Below are 20,520 nucleotides of genomic sequence, written 5' to 3' on the forward strand. Positions count from 1 at the left end.
GTGCATACCAGAACCGTTATCACCCACCATTGGTTTAGGCATGAAAGTTGCGGTTTTTGCATATTGATGTGCAACGTTCCAAACAGCATATTTGAACTGTTGTACTTCGTCTGCTTTACGAACCATTGTATTGAAGCTTACACCAATTTCTAACTGGCAAGATGCAACTTCGTGGTGATGTACTTCTACACGACCTGGGCCCATGATGTCTTCAATACGCGCACACATATCAGCACGCATGTCATGTGAAGAGTCAACTGGAGGAACTGGGAAATAACCACCTTTCACACGTGGACGGTGACCAGAGTTACCTGATTCGTAATCTTTACCTGTAGACCAAGCAGCTTCTTCCGCGATCAATGTATGGCGTGCGCCAGACATGTCAACTTCCCACTTCACTTCGTCAAATACGAAGAATTCTGGTTCAGGACCAAAGAATGCAGTATCACCAATACCTGTCGATTTTAGGTATTCTTCAGCACGGCGAGCAATCGAACGTGGATCACGGTCATAACCTTGACCAGTTGATGGTTCGATAACATCACAAGTAACAACTACTGTTGGCTCAGCGAAGAATGGGTCAATAAAACCAGTTGCAGCATCTGGGCGTAAGATCATGTCTGATGCTTCAATGCCTTTCCAACCCGCAATTGAAGAACCATCAAACATTTTACCGTCTTCAAAAGTATCTTCATCGATAGTATCTGCTGGGTAAGTTACATGTTGCTCTTTACCCTTCGTATCCGTAAAACGGAAATCGACCCATTTTGCACCACTTTCTTGGATGAGTTGTAGGACCTTATTCGCCATGCTCATTTTACTCCGATGATTTTTTGTTGCACTCTTGAGTGCGTGTTAGTAGTTGGTTCTTTTAAAGCAATTACCGTACCAACTTTAAAAAGCTTAGCTAAAATGTTGAATTCCTTATTAGAATAACCGTTTTGAAGCGTTTGCTTTTACTCTATTATACTGAGCTAAAAACTAAATGCACCATATTCACGCATGCTTCATGATATTTAATCTAAAAGATTTTCAGCATGATTCATAATGGTGCGTTTTTGTATTTTCTGTACTTTTTTTACTCATTTTTTCTAAAATATGCGAGTATATCGTCCATTATTTTGATCTTTATTTCTATATATTGCACATATTTCCAAATGAAGAGTATCTAAAAAAAATTGCATATTGATTACAAGTATATGTTTTTATATAAAATAAAAAAACAACAAAGCATAATACACAAGTAGCTACAAGCCGAATAGTTCAGTCTATTCAAAAAAATATGCTCTGTTTTGGTGACATTTTACTGGTGGTTGAACTGTTCTTACACCTTCACTCGACTTTATCGCCATTCACACACCGAAATCACACATAAAATCAAGTCCAGTTGCTGTTTGCCCCAAGACTATAATGAAAGCAATCACAAAGCAGACAATAGACTGAATTATACAAAATTTCATAAGCACTTTCGCCCTACCATTAAGCTCGCTTTGCATAGTGAGATACAACAACATCAATAAAAAGACCGACATTTAGCCAAGTATTTGACCGATATAAAATGAAATTTCAGCTTTGAGTAGAGCAGCATCTATTTCTTCAATATATATTTTTGAGTACAGGCCTCTTTGGCTTTATCGCGATGAACTTTGACCAGCACATAATCATTTTCTTTCCATGTCGCCAGTGGTTGTACTTCACTGCTATAAATACCCTTTGTTATTCAGGTTGAAACTCGCAGTAAACTTATCTGCACTATGGGACGCAAATACCTTTTTAAGTCCCCCAAATTCATACTGTAGCCATCATCTACGGTTTTATCGCTAACGTTATAGACCAATGACCAGTATGGGCAAGTCACCTCGATTTCTATTCTGTTCATACTATTGCTTCAGTTTTTTAAATATTTTTGTCTATACCTAAAGCCAAAATAGTCATTCAAATTTTTCTTGTAGCTCTCAGTTGAAACATTGGAATTTAAAGTCTCGATTGGCTTGCCATCTTTGCCCGTGATCTCTTGCTTTGTTACACGGCCATCCGTTTCTTGGAAGGCTTGTTTCAGTAAATTCTGTTTAAGCCGTTTGTTCTTTCCTGAATCATCGTACATACCTTGAAGCTCTTTAAGGCGAAATGCCTTGTTAGCTATCGCAATGTCTTCGATATTTGCTCGGAAGTCTTTGCATGTGCGGGTAAACAAGTCTTTTAATTTCTTACTGAGATTTCGACCTGCAACCTTGGTTGGGTCATAAAGTGCTACCTGTTGGCGTGTGATTTCAATCTTATATTCTTGCTTTACAGCTTCTACTACTTGTTGAGGGAGTTTCAAAGTATGCAAAATACTGAATTATAAACATTTTTATAGGATCTTTAAGTGCTACCATAAATACCCCTTTGTATAGCTACGTATAGCAAGATAGCCAAAAAAGACCGGCGATTGCCGATCTCTTTTACTTAAATCACTTTAGATTTCAGCTTTATGTATAGCCGTATTTATATCTTCAATATATTTCTTGGTACAAGATTCAATTGCTTTGTCGCGATGTACTTTAACAAGTGCATAATCATTTTCTTTCCACGCCTCTAATGATTGCGGTCCGCTATTATAGCTGCACGATTTGTTATTCACGTCAAAATTCACTGTGAAATTATCTGCACTATAAGGAGCAAATGCTTTTGTAATCACTCCAAAATTCAAACTATAGCCGTTTTCTATATTCTTATCGCTTGAGTCGTAAACCAATGACCAGTATGGGCGAGCTGCCACGACAGCAATACTGTTAATGCTATTTACTTCAGTTTTTTGAATATTTTTATATGCTCCCGAAGCCACATAGTCCTTTAGATTTTTATTAATATCTTCTTGTGGGTTTTGAAGTTTAGATCTGTCTTGAATATCTTCAATCACATTCCCAACCAGCTCGTCTTTATAAATTGCCGTATTACTACCCAATAAAAGTAGTTTAGCTACTTGAGCTGTAGAAGTTTTAGCTCTTGTACCGCGTGTAATGATTCTTAGCTCTTTAGTATAAGCGTATTTATCATCTACTTTGCTGGTTGAACTACCCGTGTTTCCCTGTTGATAGTGTGGCAGAGATGCCATAGCTTGTGATGCACTCCCCGCTTGAGTAAACCCACTGCAAATACATAATAAAATAGAGCTAGTTACTATTCGTAATTTCATCGTTTATTTTCTTCTTTGTTTCTTAAATTAAGCGTCAATAATATACATTAAATATCTGAATAATTTAAATTAAATCTTTTATGTAGTTCAATTAATCACACAGTTCCCACAACACGCAGATAAAGTTGATTCTGCAGTTCTAGAGCGCATGACTAATGCTGTTGAACAACTCTTAAAGCAAAATTTAATTGAAAGGTGCATTGGGCGACAAGAGTTTGCTCACATGCTAAATATTGAACCTGAAACACTAGATTCACGTATTCGAGAGGGTCGGTATAATAAGCCATGTAAGGATGGCCGAAAGAGCTACTGGCTTCTTTCTTATGTTCAGTCAGTTGTTACAAATACATCAGAATCTGATACAGTAGCCGCCTAATAAGTGGCTTTTTTCAGGCCTTTACTTATTAATAACTTTATGCAAAGTGAGTAACATTGTGAGAAACACTATTTAGCAATGTTAATTACTATAATAAATTTCAAGAGGTTATGCTCAAAATGCTTCTCATGATCGACAACTATGACTCTTTTACATACAACATCGTCCAGTATTTTGGCGAGTTAAATCAAGAAGTAAAAGTAGTGCGTAATGATGCCGTGACATTAGAAGATATTGAGCGATGGCAACCTAAGTATCTGGTGATTGGTCCTGGCCCATGTTCACCATCAGAAGCAGGAATTTCCATTCCAGCTATTCAGCACTTTGCTGGAAAAATTCCATTATTAGGTGTGTGCTTAGGACATCAAGCAATTGGTCAAGCTTTTGGCGGCGATATCATTCGTGCCAAAAAAGTAATGCATGGTCGTTTGTCTGATATGCATCACTCCAATAAAGGCATTTTTAGCAACCTGCCATCTCCATTTTCAGCGACGCGCTATCACTCACTGGTGATTGATCAAGCAACTTTGCCTGAATGCTTAGAAGTGACCTGCTGGACCAATGAAACAGATGGTTCCATTGAAGAAATCATGGGTGTAAAACATAAGACGCTTGCCGTTGAAGGCGTTCAGTTTCACCCTGAATCTATCTTGAGTCAGCATGGCCATCAAATCTTTAAGAACTTTTTAGAAATTTATGCATAAATGAGTGCAGTGAAAAATGAATATTCAACAGGCTTTAAATAACATCACCAAAAATATTGAATTGACCCAACCGCAAATGGAAGAGGTCATGCGTACCATTATGAATGGTGAAGCAACAGATGCCCAAATTGGTGCACTGATGATGGGTTTACGCTTAAAAGGCGAAAGTATTGATGAAATTACCGCCGCAGCTCGTGTCATGCGCGAGTTTGCCATCAAAATTGATGTCAGTGATGTGCCTTATTTAGTCGATATTGTAGGTACAGGTGGCGACGGTCAGAATTTATTTAACGTCTCGACCGCATCGGCGTTTGTGATTGCAGCAGCAGGTGCAACCATTGCTAAACATGGTAACCGTGGTGTTTCAACCAAATCAGGTTCATCTGACTTGTTAGAACAAGCAGGCATCCAGCTTGACTTAAACATGCAACAAACTGAACGTTGTATTCGTGAAATGGGCGTTGGTTTCTTGTTTGCACCAAATCATCATAAGGCCATGAAATATGCAGTCGGCCCACGTCGTGAGTTAGGCATCCGCAGTATTTTCAATTTACTCGGCCCGCTTACGAATCCGGCTGGGGTAAAACGTCTAGTGATTGGCGTCTTTTCGACTGAATTGTGCCGTCCAATTGCAGAAGTCATGAAACAACTGGGTGCAGAACATGTCATGGTGGTTCATTCTAAAGATGGTTTGGATGAAATTAGCCTTGCATCAAGTACCTATGTGGCTGAACTAAAACATGGTGAGGTGGTCGAGTGGGAAATCCAACCTGAAGATGTTGGTATCGAATCGCAAACCTTAACCGGTTTGATGATCCAAGACTCTGCGGAAAGCCTGACTTTGATTAAAGATGCTTTAGGTAAAAAGAAATCTGAAAAAGGTGAAAAAGCAGCCAATATGATTGCTTTAAACGCAGGTGCTGGTCTGTATGTCTCAGGACTTTGCACCAGCTATAAGCAAGGTGTGGCTTTGGCACATGACATTATCTATGGTGGTCAGGCTTTAGAAAAAATGAGCATCCTTGCCGAATTCACTAAAACTCTTAAACAATACGACGCTTGATAGACAGGATTTTGTCATGGTAGATATCGCAAATACGATTTTAGGCAAAATTGTAGATCGTAAGCAGGAAGAGTTTGCTGCACGCCTCAAACAACGTAGCTATAAAGATGTTGAAGAATGGGCACTTGAGGCAACGCCTGTACGTGGTTTTGCTCAGTCTTTACTAAGTAAAAAACCTGGTGTGATTGCTGAAATTAAAAAAGCATCTCCGTCTAAAGGGATCATTCGTGAAAACTTTGATCCTGCTGAAATTGCGCAACAGTATGAAGCAGCAGGCGCAGCCTGTTTGTCTGTGCTTACTGATGCCGACTTCTTCCAAGGTGCCGATGAAAACATCCAAATTGCACGTTCTCACTGTGGCCTACCAGCATTGCGTAAAGACTTTCTAATTGACCCTTATGGGGTGATTGAAGCACGTGCTTTACATGCTGACTGTATTCTTCTGATTGTGGCGTGTTTATCTGATCAACAACTCGAAGAAATGTCCAAAACAGCTTTTGAGCAGAATTTGGATGTGTTGGTTGAAGTACATGATGAAGCAGAGCTTGAACGTGCACTACGCCTCTCTGAACGTTGTTTGTTAGGTGTAAATAATCGCAATTTAAAAACCTTTGATGTCGACCTAAACACCTCGATTCGTTTGAAAAAACTGCTTGAACCCTCACGTTTACTGGTCACTGAAAGCGGTATTGCAACACCTGCAGATGTGGCAATGATGCAAGAGCATGACATCCATGCTTTCTTGGTCGGTGAAAGTTTTATGAAACAACCACGACCTGACCACGCTTTCACTGAGCTGTTTGGAACACCCGAAACACTCTAATCAAAATTTCAGGGTAAGAGCTAAGTCTTGCCCTGAATACTTTGTGATATGTCCTTTCAAAAAGCTGTTGAAGATCTTGTCAAATAACACCACCTACAAAACTGATGCGATCTCAAATTATTCAATTAAACCCTGTTTTTTGGCTTCATTCACTGCTTCCATTCTTGATCGTACCTGTAGCTTGTTATAGATTTTACGCAAATGCCACTTCACCGTATTGATGGATAAAAAAATCGACTCGGATATTTCTGCATCAGTACAGCCCTGACTTAATTTTTCCAGAATTTGTATTTCACGCTTCGATAAAGGTTCAACCTTCGTGCTATTTAACGAAACACCCCCACTGGTTTCAGTTTGATGCAACTTTTGTAAGTGCTGGATATACGCTATAAGCGTGGTCAGATGTTTTTGTTGCTGTCGAGCTAGATGCTGACTTAAATCAGCTAACATATCCCAAATGAACGGATGCTCATCTAAAATGACGCGCACAGCGTGTGTGGGCATGAGTCGCTCAAGCGCTTGTTGTAAATGGTCTAAAGCCTGTTCAGCCTGTTTCAACTGATATAGTGCTAATGCCAGTAAAACTTGAACTCGTGCCTGCCGTATAGGATAAATCTTAAAAAAGTCTAACTGTTGACTAAGATACTCTACAGCGGGCTGTACTTGGCCTGTAAAAATTTGCGTGCGAATAGGAATTAAATCGTCCCCACGTAGCAAATGAGTAAAATTTAGAAAAGGTTTAAAGGTGCCTTGTCCAACGTCAGCCAAGCCTGAATAAGGGTTTAACTGTTGTTGTACATAAAGTTGCACCGTATGTGCAAGTCGTGGAAGTGACCATTGACTACTACGGGTATGGGCTTGATTTGAACACAGCTGTATTGCGGCCTGATCTTGGCGCAAAGTCGCTAAACGCATCTGTAGAATATAGCCGACCATAACCATATCAGGCATGGCCAAATGGTCACCGCCATTGAAATCAATTAATGCGTCTTCAACCTGCGATATTCGATTCATTTCATAATATAGGTCGGCTTTAAAACTACTCAGAATATTCATAATGGCCGCTTTATTATCCGCATCTAAGCCTAGATTACGGTATTCGTCACTTTGCCCAATTTGACTAAATTTCTCTGCTGCAAGTGTTAAATCTCCAAGCAAATAGTCACATAAAGCATCAACGCAATCCACCATCGCTAAACCATATAAGTTGTGGCCTTGCAAATAGAGAATACGCGTCTGTAAGAGTAGCTTCCGCCCTTCAGTCATATGTCCTGAACAAATCTGATAGAGCGCCCCAATCCCAATAAGCGGAGCACGAGAAAAATAGGCTGTGCTTGCCAGTTGTGCCAAGTTTTGCTGTGCTTGTGTATAAGCGAGTTCCAACTTATCTTCCAAGACGGCAATTAAAGGCGCTAAACCCAATTGGTCTTCATGTTGTAATAGAGCTTCATGCTGATCAACACTATGCCAAAGCTGTAGATAATGATTGGCTAAAGTCGCTTGATGAGTCAGCACCAGAGACCAAATAATGTCATAGAGTAACTTAGGATTTTGCAGCAAAATAGCATCTGGTAACTGTTTGACTAACTCCAAAAAAGTATAATGTCGCCCTTCTAAAATTAATTCACGACAAACTGAATTGAGCAAAGACAGAATCAGTTGTTGATCTTCTGCCTGCTGAGCATGATAGATCGCGTCCATCAAATAACGTTGCTGCTTAAACCATTCTGCTGCTTTACAATGCATTTGTTTATAGCAGTCGGGTTGTAAAAGTTTAAACTTCGCTTGTAGAAAATCTCGAAATAAATGATGTATGCGATACCACATTCTTTGATCATCTAAAGCTTGTATAAACAGACTCTTTTGACTGATAGCATCTAGCATTTGCTGTGCAGTATTGTTCGCTGTAAGTGCAATCACCAATGCCACATTCAGTTTTCTCAAGACACTAATTTGCAATAAAAATTGTTGAATCTCAGCATCCTGCTGTAAAAAAACTTGCTCACTCAAATAATTAACAATCTGATGATGCGCACCATTTAAATTTTGAATAAACCCATGAATATCTTGATTTTCCTTCAAATATAAATTGGTAAGCTGAATACCTGTAAACCACCCCTCTGTTTTATGGATCAGTTGTTCCGCCAATTCAGGGCTTAAACTTACATGATCGAAATTTTGTTGTTGTAAAAAGTGAATTAACTCAGGGCTTTCTTGCGACTTGATACTTAAATGCTCTTCCGTTACCCATTTTAAGCGTCCTAAGAGATACTCTTTGACAAAACTCCAGTTTGGTTTAACCCTTGAAGCAATCACCAAAAGGGCATTTTGAGGTAAATATTGATATAACCACCACAGGATATTTAAGCTTTCTTGGTTGTCTAAAACATCAAGTTCATCAATAAATAAAACGGTATCAATCTCTATTAAGGCGACTTGTTGGGCGAGTTCAATAATATGTTGCTTATGTATTTGACCATGTGCAATGGCGACTAACTGCTCTCTGGGAAGTAGTGCCAATTGTAAATACTGATATAAACGAATGGGGTCATTATCATCACTATCTAAAGTTAACCAACCCACTCTTTTTCCATTTGCAGCAAGCCTTTCACTCAGTTGGTACATGAGTGTCGTTTTTCCATACCCAGCTGCAGCATGTATAAAAACCAAGGAAGACTGACAATAATTCACCATCTGACTGAGCAGTTGAGGTCGTTGCATGGCTCGGTCACTTGCCATGCTTGGGCGACTGAGTTTGGTCTTTAACACTTGCATTTTTTATTCATCCAATCTTTCTGATTACATTGTTGCAGCAACCTTCATTTCCCTGAATTTTGCATAAAACACAACACTGTCATGGAGTGGTCATCTTAAGTCGATTCTACACCAAATACATTGATAAATTAGTCTGGCCTGTTTGATGGAGTAAGGTGATATTGAGCCAAAATCATGATCCCCCATACCTTAAACCATTCTTTTGGAGTTTAGCTAAAGCATAGAAAATCCATTCTTTCGAATGGTTTGCATCCTCTACAAGATTGTTATGCTCAAAAAGTGGAAATCACAGTTATCTATATTTCAAGAAATTGATACCTGTTTTTTAAAATTGAAGACATACATGGAGTTTGTCATGAGCATTGCACAGTCAATCAAACATCAAGATCGCTTATTAACAATGAACATTAAAGATGGCGAAATTAAAAATGCTTTACCAGGTGTACACGTAACACCGTGCTTTTTAGATCCTGATAATGGTAAATGGGTGATTTATGCACGCTTTGATGCAGGTACAGTGCTACCGCGCCATTTCCATACAGGTGTTGTACATTTTTACACCACAGCAGGTTCTTGGCATTATGTCGAATATCCAGAAGATGTTCAAACTGCGGGCAGCTATTTATTCGAACCTGCAGGTTCCATCCACACCTTAGCAACACCTGATGGGGCTGAAGGCTTTATGGTAATTGAGGGTGCAAATGTGAATTTGAATGATGATGACTCACTCATGTTCATTATGGATGCAGGCTGGATTGAGCGCACACTGCATGTGATAGCAGAACAAACAGGACAGAAAATGCCACGTTATATCAAGCCTGGCTCAGAAGTTGTAATGAGCGCTCAATAAAAGCCGAAAGGTTTTTAACTCACCTTAAAAAACCTCATTTATAAAACAATGACTCAATCCAAGGATGACCGAAATGTTTGGCAAAATGATGCACCAATCTTTGTTAATTAGTAACTTAATTGAGCATGCTGCAAGATATCATGCTGATACCACCATTATTTCTCGAGAAGTCACTGGACAAATCACCACAACCAATTGGCACGAAGTTCAACAAAATAGCAAACGTCTTGCTCACGCATTGAAATCATTTCACCTTGACTTAGGTGACCGCCTTGCCACGATCGCATGGAACAATCACCGCCATTTAGAGTCTTGGTATGCAATTTCAGGGAGTGGCTATGTTTGTCATACCATTAATCCACGCTTATTCCCCGAGCAGCTGATTTTTATTATTAATGACGCGCAAGACAAAGTGATTTTCTTTGACTCAACCTTTTTACCTTTAATCACTGCGATTCAAGACAAGGTACCCACTGTAGAAAAATTCATTTGCTACGGTTCACCTGATGAAAAAGTCTTGGCCGTGCTACCAAATGTCATTTTCTATGATGAGTTAATTCTAAATCAATCTACTGACTTTAACTGGCCACAGCTGAGTGAAGAAACTCCAAGTTCATTATGTTATACCTCAGGTAATCCTAAAGGAGTGTTGTACAGCCATCGTTCTACTTTACTGCATAGCATGGCAATTGCTTTGCCAGATTCTTTAAATTTATCTGCCAATGATACGGTCATGCCTGTGGTGCCAATGTTCCACGTAAATGCATGGGGAGTCCCCTATGCAGCAGCCATGGTAGGTTCAAGTGTTGTCCTTCCTGGACCAAATCTTGATGGGGACAGCCTAGTCAGCTTAATTGACGACTATAAAGTAACCGTGGCTTTAGGCGTTCCAACCATTTGGCAAGGTTTACTGGCAACGGCGAAAAAGCGTGGCACAACTTTAGCCAGTATGAACCGAAATGTCGTTGGCGGTGCCGCTTGCCCACCATCCATCATTCGCGATTTTAAAGACAATTACGCATGTGACACCATTCATGCTTGGGGCATGTCAGAAACTAGCCCACTTGGTACAGTCAACCAGCCTAAAGCAAAACATGCCTCTTTAAGTGCTGAAGAGTTTGAACAACTGCGTTTGACGCAAGGTCGTCCACCTTTTGGTGTTGAACTCCGTATTGTGGATGGTGATAGCCTGAGCCCATTGCCAAACGATGGTCAGACCCAAGGCAATCTACAAGTCCGTGGTGCTTGGATTGTTGATCACTATTTCAATCAAGAAAAAAGTGCCACCACAGCAGATGGTTGGTTTGATACAGGCGACATCGCTACCCTTGATGCAGATGGCTATATGACCATTTGCGACCGTGCCAAAGATCTGATCAAATCAGGCGGTGAGTGGATTTCTTCAGTTGAAATTGAAAATATTGCCGTCGGCCACCCTGAAATTCGTATGGCAGCAGCGATTGCCGCGCGTCATCCAAAATGGGATGAACGTCCAATTCTAATTGCCGTGAAACAAGAAAACTCAACGCTAACCGAAGAAGAAGCACGGGCCTATTTTGAAAATAAACTTGCGCGTTGGCAGATTCCTGATGCAGTCATTTTTGTGGATGCTTTACCCATTAATGGTACGGGGAAGATTGTAAAAGCTGAACTTCGTACACTGTTTGCGGATGCATTACTCCCAAGTGAAGTGATCTGATCGCCCTAACAATTAAAATACACATCAGGAGATTGAAATGAAAAAGAATATGAAAACAGCATGGGTTACTGGCGGCAGTAGTGGTATCGGTCTTGAACTCAGCAAACGCTTACTTCAAGACCGCTATCAAGTATGTATTTTTGCTCATACAGGGATTGAAGAAGCGGTTATTGACTTACAAAAACGCTCACCTGCTGTATGTGGATTTGAAATTGATGTACAAAATGAAAATACCCTACAGGCAAAATTTGCAGAAGCCGTTACTGCCTTTGGTCCGCCTGATCTACTGATTAACTCAGCTGGAATCGTGGTTGCCAAATCCTTTGAAGACATGAGTGCTGAGGAGTTTTTACGTCAGATCAACATCAACCTTGTCGGGAGCCGAAACGTAGCCCATGCTGCATTAGCATATCTCAAGCAAGCCGTTCAACAAGGTAAACACCCTAAACTGGTGTTTATTGCCTCTGCTGCAGGTTTAGTCGGTTGCTATGGCTATACAGGCTACTGCTCTTCTAAATTTGGGGTGGTTGGCTTGGCTGAAGTATTGCGTATGGAACTTCGCAGTCAAAATATTGATGTCGCTGTAGTCTGTCCACCAGAAGTGGATACGCCGCTCGTGGCAGAGGAACGTAAAAATGGTTCTCCAATTACAGCAGCCTTAAAGCAACTCGGAGGTAGCATGCCCGTTGAAAAAGCCTGCGCAGAAATTTACGATGGAATTTTATCTTCTCAATTTATGATCATCCCTGGCACTCAAGCCCGTATACTTGCAAAAATTTCACGTGTTTTGCCTGATGTATATCGTGGTCAAATTGATAAAAAGCTCGATAAAATCATCAGTCGTTTACACGCAAGCTAAGTTGCCCCCACTTAAAGTAGAAGCAATACGCCAAACTTGAATCTAAGTCATGTGTTGAGCCCTATCGGGACAACATTGACTTAGATTCAATGATTTTCAGCCTCTGATAAAAGCGATACTTAATCTCATGTTTTTAAAATAACCTATCATTTTCCCTTCAATTGATTACTATTCCCTATAAGTGCAATTCAGTTCAAATCATTGCAAATTCAGACTATAATTACTGTCTGATTCCTTATTTTGCGTATTTTTCTGACCCTATGAGCAAACACGATTCATCGCTTTCTAAAGAGCAGTTTAATTTACTGAAAGACTTTAAAAAGCAGATCACCAATCCGCATTCGACTGCCATCAAACAGTCTGAAGCCAAAGCTCAAGTCGCTCAAGCTGAGCCAGAAGATGATTTCGCGTTGTTTCAAAAACAAATGCACGGTGTCCAGAAAATGGAGACTGCAAATATTGCCAAAATAGAAAAAAATCCAAAGAAAAAAATGGATGCACAAACTTTAGCTAAACGTGCGGCAGCCGAAGGTCCAATGCAAACTGATGCAACTGAGCTGTCCGATACTCAAGCGATGCTCAACCCTGTAGCGAGCCAAGCAGCGCTCAGTTATCGTATTGCTACGCTACAACATAAAGTATTTGAAGACTTAAAAGCAGGTAACATCCGCTGGTTTGAAGCTGTTGATTTGCATGGTTGTACCGTTGAAGAAGCACGTGTGGCTGTCTTGCAAATTATTCAAATGGCGAAAGATGAAAATCAAAATGTGATTAAAATTGTACATGGTAAAGGTCCAGAAGCCATTTTAAAAACCTATGTGAATGGCTGGCTACGCCAACACCGTGATGTCCTCGCTTTTGTAAGCGCTCCAGAAAAACAAGGTGGTACTGGTGCTGTTTTAGTCTTACTTAAACGCAGCGAGAAAAATCCAAAGTTTAAACAGTAATCGGATTTTAGTCCAAAACAAGGCATTGCAATAGTTTTCTGCTACAATGCCGTCCTTGTTCAATATCAGTGTAAGTGAACACGTCTTATGTCTATGCAGCAATCCTACGCTAACATTCTAACTGCCGTTGGTGAAGACCTAAATCGTCCGGGTCTCCTCGATACGCCTATGCGTGCTGCTAAAGCTTTTTCGTATTTAACGTCTGGTTATAGCAAAAGCTTAGAAGAAGTGACCAACAATGCGGTTTTCCCATCGGACAACCGTGAAATGGTATTGGTTAAAAATATCGAATTTTATTCATTGTGCGAACATCATTTACTACCGTTCTATGGTCGCGTACATATTGCGTATTTGCCTGAAGGCCATGTACTTGGTTTGTCTAAATTTGCACGTATTACCGAAATGTTTGCACGTCGCCTACAGATCCAAGAAAACCTCACCCAACAAATTGCAGAAGCGGTTGCAGAAGTGACAGGTGCACGTGGTGTTGCTGTTATGATTGACTCAGCTCATATGTGCATGATGATGCGTGGTGTTGGTAAGCAAGAATCGACGACTCGTACGGTTTCTTTTATTGGCGACTTTAAAACCAATAAAGAAGAACGTCGCGAGTTTTTAAGTGCAGTTCCTGAAAGTTATTAATCTCTGCGGTATTCAGCCTCAACAGATGTTGGGGCTTTTTTATGCAAAACTTATCACATGATTCTTTTTTGTTTAGAGAAATGAACAATGTCAGTAATTTGGTTAGCAGGTCATGGTTTAACCCAAGGCGAACACAGTATTGATTTTCCACGTCCAGACCGTTTAGTGCAAGGAAATCCTGAACGCCAAACCTACAGCCTATATGAACATCCGCATATGGCTTGCGGAATTTGGCATTGTGAAGTTGGGGCATGGAATATTCACTTTGCAGACAATAAACAAGAATTCTTTCAAGTCATGGAGGGATGTGTCCGTATTCATGATGTCCACACACAAAACGTCATTGAAGTAAAAGCAGGACAGGCAGGCATTATTCCACCAAGTTTTATTGGCACATTTGAAGTCGTTGAAGCTGTCAAAAAATACTATGTAATTGTTGAGGTATAAGTGCCTCAAGAAACGACTTAAAATTGTTTTGTGTTCTGAGTTTTTTAGCCTATACCTTAAACACTCAAAAGTTTTTCACTTACATGAATACAGTTACGGCCATTATTTTTAGCCGTATACAGTGCTGCGTCAGCGGTGTCTAAAAAGCGCTGATAATCAGGATGACCATTATAAATGGTGCAACCAATACTCACCGTAAAGCTAAAGCTTTGTCCTAAAGGCGTTCGAATGGATGTCTCTTGAATACAGCTACGAATCGTTTCAGCAACATCCGAAGCCCTTTGGAGATTACTGTCAACCAAAAGTAATAAAAACTCTTCACCGCCAACTCGGAAAGCGTAGTCACTCCCCTTCGCCACATCCAACAAGACTTCAGCAATAAAACGTAAGGCCAAATCCCCTGCGGTATGGCCATATTTATCATTGATCCCTTTAAAATAATCTGCATCAATCGCCAGCAAACTTAAAGGTGCATCATTTCTACGAGCAAAATTAATTTCACGAGATACAATTGTACTTAAATAACGGCGATTAAGAAGCTGAGTCAGAGAGTCATTACCTGAGTCTATATATTCAGTCACTTGAAACAGTTGATCGACCAAGTGCTGAATCTGTCGGTTCATTTCACGAATGTCTTGAATACGCTCGATCTTTTGTGTTTGATCCTGGCAGTCAAGTACATGTAAATTCAGTGCATCTACTTGCTGAATCAAACCAATAATAGTCTCAACCTGTTCTGCACCTGTGAACGCATACGCGGCCTTATGCACAAACCACAAACCAAACTCAGACTTGGACAAAGCAATATGCTGTAACTGCGGATGCTCGGAAAAAACCTTGAACATCAACTCATTTTCCCAATCGAGTAAAATACTGCGCTACTTATCTTTTTGCACGGCTACATCTTGCATTGCAGAAAATAAACGGTAGCTATGTTTTACTTCATGGCTCTGTTCGGTATTTGCCTCATAAGACCTACACATAATTTCAGTGGCAAAACCCATAATTTGCAGCATATAACTGAGCATTTGATGACTGTTTTTGAGCTGAAGTTCATCTAGTAGTTGCAAAATCTTGATTTCAATCTCACGAATACCACGCATGATCAACCATGAAGGAATGCCTACCCGCGCATGTACCTGTCCCACTTTTTGTTGTTTTTCGACTGCAGTAAAATAAGCTTGATTCAAAGCTACATCAAAGCTTTCAATCAACCATTGGTTTAAACTGTTTTTTAAGCGTTGTTGAATAATGTCATCTTTAAAGAAATCAGCCGCTTCAGGCTCCAAAACAATATTGCGATAAAATTCATTGACCAATACAAATGAATGCTGCTGTATGAAATTTTGCGCTTTAATGTGATCATTCACTGAATAATGTTGGCAAATTTTACCCCACTGCTCGGCCAACTTAGCCATGCATTCATCATTCATAAAGCCTACCTATTTATATATTTTGAGAATCGCTCGAAATTTATGTGATTAATATAACAAATTTTAATGCATATTTTCATCATCAAGGTAAGCTTTCAAGGTCTTATAAAAATCAAACACTGATATTTGTTTGTTTTAACAGCGATTCTAGACATAAAAAAAGCTCCATTCGTGGAGCTCTAAAACTAAGTTGTACTAAAAAAAACGGATATAACTCAGCCCAGTCTGATCCCAATCTTTGCCTTTTTGCTGTTGATACTGCCAATGAATCCGTAATGCATTTTGCTGATTCAATACATATTGCAGTTGAGTGTTCAATCTGACTTGCCATTGATGGCTATCTTCCCAATATGGCAATTCTACCTGTACCAAACTATTGACATGTTCAGTCCAAATGTTCTGACAGCCCAATGTTGGTCCAATCCCCATTCGCCAATCACGCTCTAGCGCTTTACCAACTTGAATCCGGTTTTGCAATTGGACATAACATAAATGCTTGCGATCTTGGTCTGCTACACTATAACCAAACTGACTGGATAGATTGAATACACCGTGTTGATCCTGCTCACTAAATTCACCATTTCGCTCCAATGATTCTTGCTGCCATCCCACATTAAAGCCCCAACTTAAAGGAGTTTTAAATGCAGTTAATGGGCTATAAGCATTCACTTCTAACAAATTTAACTCTTGCAATTTCAGTCGGTCATCACGGTACTCTAGGCTACCTGCGAGGAACTTAAGCTGTGTGCCTAAACGAAAACCGCCTTGTGGGTCGATCAAATCATGATAGGCCTGTCGATGACTCAGTTGGAAGTACGAGTCTCCCTGTAACTTACCTCCCTCCAGTTGCAAAGTCCGTGCATGATGTCCTTTGACAGGATCTACTTTGGGAGTTTCAACCACTTTTCGCTGTTTTTCCAAATCAATTTGACTACGCAAACCCAATAATTCTCGAATGCGGGGCTGAGCCTCTTCTGCTGTAACTTTTTGCGCAATCAATTGTAAATATAGATGATCGTAAGCCATCTCTAAAATACGCACTTGATCAACCAAAGAATACTGATTTAAAAATGTTGGCATTTGAGCAGGTGTTAATTGCACAATATGATTTGCAGCCACAGCCAAGCTCTGTCCATGTTGTTTAGCCTGTGCGAGTAATTGAGTTTCTAAGGCAGGACGGTAAGCACTTTCTGCAATTAAATCATTGTCATCCACAGCCTTAATGGTCTCAACTGGAATGGCTGCGGTTTTAAATTGCTGTTGTAAATTGATATCTGGACGAACCAAATCAATTAAACCCAGTAAACGATAAGCACAATTGTCACTGATAAAGTAGTAAGGAAATTGCACATGTTTGAGCTCCCAAATATGCTCAACCATGGTTTTGGTTTCTTCAGGAGTCAGGGCTAACTCGTACTCCCACAGATCACGGCTTTCCAAATCACCATATTCTTTCACTTTTCGGTAGTATGGCATGAGCGAATACTCACCCGGATACTGCCCAGTTAATCCCTTCCACGCAAAAGAAAAACTGTCGCTATTGGCCACTGTCGCTGCGTAATTTACCGCATAAGAGACTAAGTTTAGTTGTTTTTGGTCTTTAGGATCGAGCCTTAACAAAGTATGTCCAAACATCGAACTGGGATTACCCATAAAGTCTGTGGCGTAAATTAAAGTCGCCTTATACGGCTTAATTTGCCCAATCCATTCATCCAGTTCAGGACAGGATGCTTTAGGAAGTTGATTCGATGCAATATCAAGTTGTCTTATGAGCCATTTTGAACGTGCAGGAAAGCGACACTGAATGGATTCATTCGCGGCAGCCTGTGTAAAAAGTGCCACAATATTTGCATCAAGTTCTTGCTTGAGTTGGGTTTGTCCGTGTTCGCTATAGAAGAACGGGCGATAGGTCACTTCACTATTTCCCGAAGTATTCGCATACATCAAACGTTGCCAAGTCACATTTGAGGCAAGCTCAAGCTGATGGGCTTTTTCAATATAAAACTCTGCTGAGCGGGGTGCTTGAGCAAAGATCGTGGTGCTAAACAGCGCACTGGAAAAGAGGAGAAGCGATTTCATGCAGAGTTGAGTCTTCTTCTTTTTAGATATGAAAAACCCTGCCTTAAAGACAGGGTCTTATAGTGCAATTAAACGTATGCTTTTAATACGCTATCTGTTGCCATAACGGCTTGTAAAGATGCTAACACTTGAAGTGCATCTTGGTTTTCAGCCGAATAGATTTTTGCGAAGTTTTGTTTAGATACTTCAAAGAAACGCGCTTTATCTTCAGACTGAATATTGAGCAGTTCAGCCAGTACATTTAGACTTTCACCCTCACCGACTGCCATATCGCGTGCCAAAGACTCTGCATTTTCATTGGTAAATGTTACTGCCTGAGCAGTCACCGTACCTGTACCGCTACAACCTAAAGTACCAAAGGTGATACCGAAAAGTTGGTTAGCAAAAAGACCGTTTGTGGTACCCGCTAAAATTTTAGCGACTTTGCCAGACTGCCCTTCCCAAATTTGTGAACCAATACCACAACCTACATCTTTATCTGCAAATGCAGCGGTAGAACCAACGGCCAAAACTGCAGCCAATGCCATTTTTTTCAACATAAGGTTTCTCCAGACTCGATTATCTCCGAGTATTTTTATTGTTCCTATTGTTTGTGTATATTTTGAGCTACACACTTGTAAGATAGCTGTAACAAGCGCATAACGCAAAACAATTTATACTAAAGTGAAGTGTATATTTAAAAATGTGCTTTAGCGGTATAACGACCAACTGCCACGCAGGTCTCGTTTCCCTAAAATTTTTAGTACCAACACCAGACTGAGCAATAGCAATAAATACCAAGAGCCTAACTTACCCCAACCGACCATATGCCATGCATCGACTTGACTTGGGTACAACCAGATTTGGTAAAATGTACTGATATTTTCTGCAATCCAAATAATAAAAGCCAACAATAAAAGTACAGGTAACATCGGCAGTTGAAAACGATGCTGCTGTAACTCAAAGCCAATCTTGGTTTTCCAAAACAGCACTACACTCCATACAAATAATAGATAACGAATATCTGGAATAAAAAACTTGGACATAAAGTTGATATAAGACAACACAGCCAATATCAACATGGAGGAAAAACGAGGCAAGTATTCAAAAGAAACATGATAAAGACGTAATGAGCGCGCAAAAAAACTGCCCACAGCCGAATACATAAAACCTGCAAACAACGGCACGGTGAGAATTTTAAACACGGCGGGATGTGGATACTGCCATGATGCAATCTGCGGATGGGTCAAAAAAATTTCCATCAGCATTGCCATCACGTGAAATAGCGCAATCACTTTGGCTTCGGCCCAAGACTCAAGTTTTAAATACAGTAAACATACCTGAATCAGCACCGCATAGAACAATAAATAGTCATAACGGAAAAAACCCCAATATTCCTGATTTGCCATACTTGCTGTGAATGCGAAAGCCAACAACAATAATATCCCAAATAAGGCAGCCGAAGCTGCCTTAGATGAGAACTCAAAACATGATTTTAAAATTGTGATCACGTATGAATCCTAATTAAATTGATCCAGTGAAACTTAGAGATATTTAGCACTATATTCATGCACAGTATCGACAAAGGCTTTCGGATTAATTGGATCAACCCACTGGGTAATGCCGTGACCTAAGTTTGCAACATAACCCGTTTTCTCACCATCTGCATAAGCATCATCTAGCATGGCTTTGGTCGCTTTCACGATGGTCTCATGCGAACCATATAAAGTAGCAGGATCTAAGTTACCTTGCAGTGCCGCACGACCCGCCACCGTTTGGCGAGCCACATTTAATGGCGTTGTCCAGTCCAGACCAAAAGCATCAGCCCCTGTTGCCACCATCGGTTCTAACCACTGACCACCGCCTTTCGTGAATAAAATCACAGGTACTTTACGTCCTTCATTTTCGCGTTTTAAACCTGCAACAATTTTTTGCATGTATTTTAAAGAAAATTCTAAATATTCACGGTGCGCTAACGCCCCACCCCAACTATCAAAAATCTGTACAGCTTGAGCACCTGCATCAATTTGCGCATTCAAATAGTCAATTACTGCCTCTGCTAAACGATCGAGCAACGCATGTAAAACTTCGGGTTGCGCATACATCATTTGCTTGGTGAAACGGAAATCTTTGCTTGAACCACCTTCAACCATATAGGTTGCCAAAGTCCAAGGACTGCCCGAAAAACCAATTAATGGCACTTGACCACCTAGGGCTGAACGAATCGTCTTGACCGCATTCATGACATAGTCGAGATCAGATGCAGCATTAAACTGAGGTAAATTCGCCACATCTTGTTCAGTGCGAACCGTTTTATGAAATTTAGGCCCTTCACCCGCTTCAAAATAAAGCCCTAAACCCAAAGCATCGGGTACAGTTAAAATATCTGAAAATAAAATAGCTGCATCAAGCTCATAACGACGTAAAGGCTGTAGCGTCACTTCGCAGGCAAATTCAGTATTTTTGCATAATGAGAGGAAATCACCTGCTTGAGCACGGGTCTCACGATATTCTGGTAAATAACGTCCTGCTTGACGCATCATCCAGACGGGTGTGGTATCTACAGGTTCACGTAATAAAGCACGTAGAAAACGATCATTTTTAAGGGTCGTCATTTACTTTCCCATCTCAATTAAATTTGCTCACCATCATAACAAAAAGGTCGA

General features: G+C 40.3%; 17 protein-coding genes and 2 pseudogenes. 10 read left to right on the forward strand and 9 right to left on the reverse strand.

Going from position 1 to position 20,520, the window contains the following annotated elements:
* From B4F08_RS11300 to B4F08_RS11310, 3 genes and pseudogenes are all read right to left on the reverse strand, one after another.
* Window positions 1-816 (reverse strand): glutamine synthetase beta-grasp domain-containing protein (locus B4F08_RS11300; RefSeq protein ID WP_291374413.1); only part of this gene is annotated, 816 nt, incomplete at its 3' end.
* Window positions 817-1,888: 1,072 nt separating this feature from the next.
* Window positions 1,889-2,378, reverse strand: a pseudogene (locus tag B4F08_RS11305) (DUF2280 domain-containing protein).
* 80 nt (window positions 2,379-2,458) lie between these two features.
* Window positions 2,459-3,178, reverse strand: a complete 720-nt coding sequence (locus B4F08_RS11310) for a hypothetical protein (RefSeq protein ID WP_139841339.1) — start codon at window positions 3,176-3,178, stop codon at window positions 2,459-2,461.
* A 148-nt stretch (window positions 3,179-3,326) separates the two neighbouring features.
* On the opposite strand from B4F08_RS11310, the gene B4F08_RS11315 reads away from it, so the two are divergent.
* The 4 genes from B4F08_RS11315 (at window position 3,327) to trpC (ending at window position 6,144) form a co-directional block, all read left to right on the forward strand.
* Window positions 3,327-3,554 carry a hypothetical protein gene (locus B4F08_RS11315; protein WP_086208009.1) on the forward strand — a complete coding sequence of 76 codons (228 nt, stop codon included), beginning with the start codon at window positions 3,327-3,329 and terminating at the stop codon, window positions 3,552-3,554.
* A gap of 119 nt (window positions 3,555-3,673) precedes the next feature.
* Complete coding sequence (locus B4F08_RS11320) at window positions 3,674-4,258, forward strand: anthranilate synthase component II (protein ID WP_086208248.1); 585 nt, start codon at window positions 3,674-3,676, stop codon at window positions 4,256-4,258.
* A gap of 16 nt (window positions 4,259-4,274) precedes the next feature.
* Window positions 4,275-5,321, forward strand: a complete 1,047-nt coding sequence (trpD, locus tag B4F08_RS11325) for an anthranilate phosphoribosyltransferase (protein ID WP_086208010.1) — start codon at window positions 4,275-4,277, stop codon at window positions 5,319-5,321.
* Window positions 5,322-5,337: 16 nt separating this feature from the next.
* Window positions 5,338-6,144 (forward strand): indole-3-glycerol phosphate synthase TrpC, encoded by an 807-nt coding sequence (gene trpC / locus B4F08_RS11330; protein ID WP_086208011.1) that lies wholly within the window; start codon window positions 5,338-5,340, stop codon window positions 6,142-6,144.
* Window positions 6,145-6,261: 117 nt separating this feature from the next.
* Here trpC and B4F08_RS11335 read toward each other — a convergent pair whose 3' ends face one another.
* On the reverse strand, window positions 6,262-8,919 hold the full coding sequence (locus B4F08_RS11335; RefSeq protein WP_291374414.1) for a LuxR C-terminal-related transcriptional regulator: 2,658 nt from the start codon (window positions 8,917-8,919) through the stop codon (window positions 6,262-6,264).
* Between the two features lie 355 nt (window positions 8,920-9,274).
* On the opposite strand from B4F08_RS11335, the gene B4F08_RS11340 reads away from it, so the two are divergent.
* The 6 genes from B4F08_RS11340 to B4F08_RS11365 all read left to right on the forward strand — a co-directional run bounded on the left by B4F08_RS11340 (window position 9,275) and on the right by B4F08_RS11365 (window position 14,363).
* Window positions 9,275-9,769, forward strand: a complete 495-nt coding sequence (locus B4F08_RS11340) for a 2,4'-dihydroxyacetophenone dioxygenase family protein (RefSeq protein WP_291374415.1) — start codon at window positions 9,275-9,277, stop codon at window positions 9,767-9,769.
* A 73-nt stretch (window positions 9,770-9,842) separates the two neighbouring features.
* Window positions 9,843-11,468 (forward strand): long-chain fatty acid--CoA ligase, encoded by a 1,626-nt coding sequence (locus B4F08_RS11345; protein WP_291374416.1) that lies wholly within the window; start codon window positions 9,843-9,845, stop codon window positions 11,466-11,468.
* 37 nt (window positions 11,469-11,505) lie between these two features.
* A complete protein-coding gene (locus tag B4F08_RS11350) occupies window positions 11,506-12,327 on the forward strand; it encodes an SDR family NAD(P)-dependent oxidoreductase (protein WP_228146957.1) in 822 nt (273 codons plus the stop codon).
* A gap of 260 nt (window positions 12,328-12,587) precedes the next feature.
* The gene (locus B4F08_RS11355; protein ID WP_086208014.1) at window positions 12,588-13,274 is read left to right on the forward strand and encodes a Smr/MutS family protein; all 687 of its coding nucleotides are present in this window, start codon (window positions 12,588-12,590) and stop codon (window positions 13,272-13,274) included.
* Between the two features lie 93 nt (window positions 13,275-13,367).
* The gene (gene folE / locus B4F08_RS11360) at window positions 13,368-13,916 is read left to right on the forward strand and encodes a GTP cyclohydrolase I FolE (protein WP_171264403.1); all 549 of its coding nucleotides are present in this window, start codon (window positions 13,368-13,370) and stop codon (window positions 13,914-13,916) included.
* A gap of 87 nt (window positions 13,917-14,003) precedes the next feature.
* On the forward strand, window positions 14,004-14,363 hold the full coding sequence (locus B4F08_RS11365; protein ID WP_291374417.1) for a cupin domain-containing protein: 360 nt from the start codon (window positions 14,004-14,006) through the stop codon (window positions 14,361-14,363).
* Window positions 14,364-14,419: 56 nt separating this feature from the next.
* Here B4F08_RS11365 and B4F08_RS11370 read toward each other — a convergent pair.
* The 5 genes and pseudogenes from B4F08_RS11370 to hemE all read right to left on the reverse strand — a co-directional run bounded on the left by B4F08_RS11370 (window position 14,420) and on the right by hemE (window position 20,469).
* Window positions 14,420-15,796: pseudogene (locus B4F08_RS11370) on the reverse strand (diguanylate cyclase).
* Between the two features lie 195 nt (window positions 15,797-15,991).
* Window positions 15,992-17,875 (reverse strand): DUF4105 domain-containing protein, encoded by a 1,884-nt coding sequence (locus B4F08_RS11375; RefSeq protein ID WP_291374418.1) that lies wholly within the window; start codon window positions 17,873-17,875, stop codon window positions 15,992-15,994.
* 68 nt (window positions 17,876-17,943) lie between these two features.
* Entirely contained in the window at window positions 17,944-18,414 is a 471-nt protein-coding gene (locus B4F08_RS11380) for a DUF3015 family protein (RefSeq protein WP_110974490.1), read from the reverse strand.
* 150 nt (window positions 18,415-18,564) lie between these two features.
* Complete coding sequence (locus B4F08_RS11385; protein WP_291374425.1) at window positions 18,565-19,362, reverse strand: DUF817 family protein; 798 nt, start codon at window positions 19,360-19,362, stop codon at window positions 18,565-18,567.
* 36 nt (window positions 19,363-19,398) lie between these two features.
* Entirely contained in the window at window positions 19,399-20,469 is a 1,071-nt protein-coding gene (gene hemE / locus B4F08_RS11390) for a uroporphyrinogen decarboxylase (protein WP_291374419.1), read from the reverse strand.
* Between the last annotated feature and the right edge of the window lie 51 nt (window positions 20,470-20,520).

The sequence above is a fragment of the Acinetobacter sp. UBA6720 genome, from assembly GCF_002454215.1.
Taxonomy (GTDB): domain Bacteria; phylum Pseudomonadota; class Gammaproteobacteria; order Pseudomonadales; family Moraxellaceae; genus Acinetobacter.

What these genes read in the sequence shown, in the direction of transcription:
- B4F08_RS11345 (WP_291374416.1), top strand. Translation starts at nt 9,843, where the DNA reads ATGTTTGGCAAAATGATGCACCAATCTTTGTTAATTAGTAACTTAATT.
- trpD (WP_086208010.1), top strand. Translation starts at nt 4,275, where the DNA reads ATGAATATTCAACAGGCTTTAAATAACATCACCAAAAATATTGAATTG.
- B4F08_RS11350 (WP_228146957.1), top strand. Translation starts at nt 11,506, where the DNA reads ATGAAAAAGAATATGAAAACAGCATGGGTTACTGGCGGCAGTAGTGGT.
- B4F08_RS11355 (WP_086208014.1), top strand. Translation starts at nt 12,588, where the DNA reads ATGAGCAAACACGATTCATCGCTTTCTAAAGAGCAGTTTAATTTACTG.
- B4F08_RS11320 (WP_086208248.1), top strand. Translation starts at nt 3,674, where the DNA reads ATGCTTCTCATGATCGACAACTATGACTCTTTTACATACAACATCGTC.
- folE (WP_171264403.1), top strand. Translation starts at nt 13,368, where the DNA reads ATGCAGCAATCCTACGCTAACATTCTAACTGCCGTTGGTGAAGACCTA.
- trpC (WP_086208011.1), top strand. Translation starts at nt 5,338, where the DNA reads ATGGTAGATATCGCAAATACGATTTTAGGCAAAATTGTAGATCGTAAG.
- B4F08_RS11375 (WP_291374418.1), bottom strand. Translation starts at nt 17,875, where the DNA reads ATGAAATCGCTTCTCCTCTTTTCCAGTGCGCTGTTTAGCACCACGATC.
- B4F08_RS11310 (WP_139841339.1), bottom strand. Translation starts at nt 3,178, where the DNA reads ATGAAATTACGAATAGTAACTAGCTCTATTTTATTATGTATTTGCAGT.
- B4F08_RS11335 (WP_291374414.1), bottom strand. Translation starts at nt 8,919, where the DNA reads ATGCAAGTGTTAAAGACCAAACTCAGTCGCCCAAGCATGGCAAGTGAC.
- B4F08_RS11340 (WP_291374415.1), top strand. Translation starts at nt 9,275, where the DNA reads ATGAGCATTGCACAGTCAATCAAACATCAAGATCGCTTATTAACAATG.
- hemE (WP_291374419.1), bottom strand. Translation starts at nt 20,469, where the DNA reads ATGACGACCCTTAAAAATGATCGTTTTCTACGTGCTTTATTACGTGAA.
- B4F08_RS11380 (WP_110974490.1), bottom strand. Translation starts at nt 18,414, where the DNA reads ATGTTGAAAAAAATGGCATTGGCTGCAGTTTTGGCCGTTGGTTCTACC.
- B4F08_RS11315 (WP_086208009.1), top strand. Translation starts at nt 3,327, where the DNA reads ATGACTAATGCTGTTGAACAACTCTTAAAGCAAAATTTAATTGAAAGG.
- B4F08_RS11365 (WP_291374417.1), top strand. Translation starts at nt 14,004, where the DNA reads ATGTCAGTAATTTGGTTAGCAGGTCATGGTTTAACCCAAGGCGAACAC.